Source organism: Nocardia sp. NPDC060220 (genome assembly GCF_042727815.1).
GTDB lineage: Bacteria > Actinomycetota > Actinomycetes > Mycobacteriales > Mycobacteriaceae > Nocardia.
Genome location: NZ_JBHWZY010001330.1, coordinates 1 through 1,204 on the forward strand (window position 1 = coordinate 1; position 1,204 = coordinate 1,204).

At 62.1% G+C, this 1,204-nt stretch carries 3 protein-coding genes and 1 pseudogene; all 4 read right to left on the reverse strand.

Annotated elements, in window-relative coordinates:
- A pseudogene (locus tag ACFWF3_RS36490) lies at positions 1–342 on the reverse strand (aldose 1-epimerase); the annotation flags it as partial.
- 67 nt (positions 343–409) lie between these two features.
- On the reverse strand, positions 410–565 hold the full coding sequence (locus tag ACFWF3_RS36495) for a hypothetical protein (RefSeq protein WP_378994231.1): 156 nt from the start codon (positions 563–565) through the stop codon (positions 410–412).
- A 62-nt stretch (positions 566–627) separates the two neighbouring features.
- Positions 628–759, reverse strand: coding sequence for a hypothetical protein (locus tag ACFWF3_RS36500; protein ID WP_255284563.1), 132 nt, complete (start codon positions 757–759; stop codon positions 628–630).
- Between the two features lie 30 nt (positions 760–789).
- Positions 790–930 (reverse strand): hypothetical protein, encoded by a 141-nt coding sequence (locus ACFWF3_RS36505; protein WP_266287497.1) that lies wholly within the window; start codon positions 928–930, stop codon positions 790–792.
- Positions 931–1,204 lie beyond the last annotated feature (274 nt).

Here is a 1,204-nt window from a genome sequence, read left to right on the forward strand (position 1 = left end):
CGTCTGGGTGACCGTGCCCGCGAACGGCCACGGATCACCGAGGCGATGGCTGATCGTCGCCTCGGTCGGCGAGGCCGCGACCACCTCCCACACTCCGTCGCGGGCGGTGCCGTGAATGCTGTGCGGCGGGTTGTTGATCGGCATCTGATACGTGTGGTCGCCGACGGTCAGTTCGCCGTCGCCGAGCCGACCTGCCCACGGCGCCATGACGAAACAGCCGGTGCCCGGATCCTGCCGGAGCAGTTCGGTGCCGTCGACGGTCAGGCTGTGGATCGCGCCGCCGTCGCCGGGGGCGATCGTGAGACCCGCGGAGCCGACATCGAGCCGCACATCGTCGGTCATGATTCGCACACTAGCCGCGTGACTATGCCCTCAGCGGTAACTCACGCCGAAAGCTGGGATGTGGTCTTCAGTTGAACGGGTACTGCCCGCCGCCCGCGCCGCCACCGCGATTATTCGGCGTGGCGATGTCGATGATGTTCTGGACCAGCTCGACGACTGCTCTACCGACATCGAGAACACCGTTGCCGAGGGTCGAGAATTCCTGCGCGATGTAGTGGAGCATCTTGTTCGTCCTCACGTGTGGCGAGCCGAATAGTGCTCTCCCAGAGTGCCACAGGTGAGGAGTCAGGAGTTGAGGAAGTTCAGGATCAGCAGGGTCAGTGGGGCGGTGATCTCGAAGACGGCACGGCCGACATAGAGGCCGAGGGCGGCGCCTGCCTCGTAATTGTCGGAGAGGAACTGCAGGACTTCATCCATGATGTGCTCCCTGGATTCGAGGTCGGTGAGTCAGGCGAAGAATCCCTGGAGCAGGGGAGTGCCGAGGTCGATGACAGCCTTGGCCACCGTCAGGCTGAGGTTCCCGAGTCCGATGACAACCGTTCCGATCAGGTCGTAGTTGGCCTCGGCGAAATCACGTAGCGACTGCATGATGGCTCTCCTTCGGTCCCGACCTGATGGCTATCTGCTGTGACCAGCGTCTCATAGCTGAGAGTACTCGCCAAGGGCTGCGTTGGTGTCGTCGCAGGTGATCGGCTATTTCACCGGCGTAGGTCCGAGGCTGTACCCCCCGGTTATGAATGAGATTGCATCATCATGCATAATCATTTGTAGCAACGGCGTGAGCCGACCGGCGGCCGGAGCATCCATACTGCTCAGGGCAGCCCTTTTTACGTACCAGACTTCGAGGAGCACAACAGACATG

Bases quoted from the DNA above. Each gene is read 5' to 3' on its own strand.
- ACFWF3_RS36495 (WP_378994231.1), bottom strand. From the start codon at position 565: ATGCTCCACTACATCGCGCAGGAATTCTCGACCCTCGGCAACGGTGTT.
- ACFWF3_RS36500 (WP_255284563.1), bottom strand. From the start codon at position 759: ATGGATGAAGTCCTGCAGTTCCTCTCCGACAATTACGAGGCAGGCGCC.
- ACFWF3_RS36505 (WP_266287497.1), bottom strand. From the start codon at position 930: ATGCAGTCGCTACGTGATTTCGCCGAGGCCAACTACGACCTGATCGGA.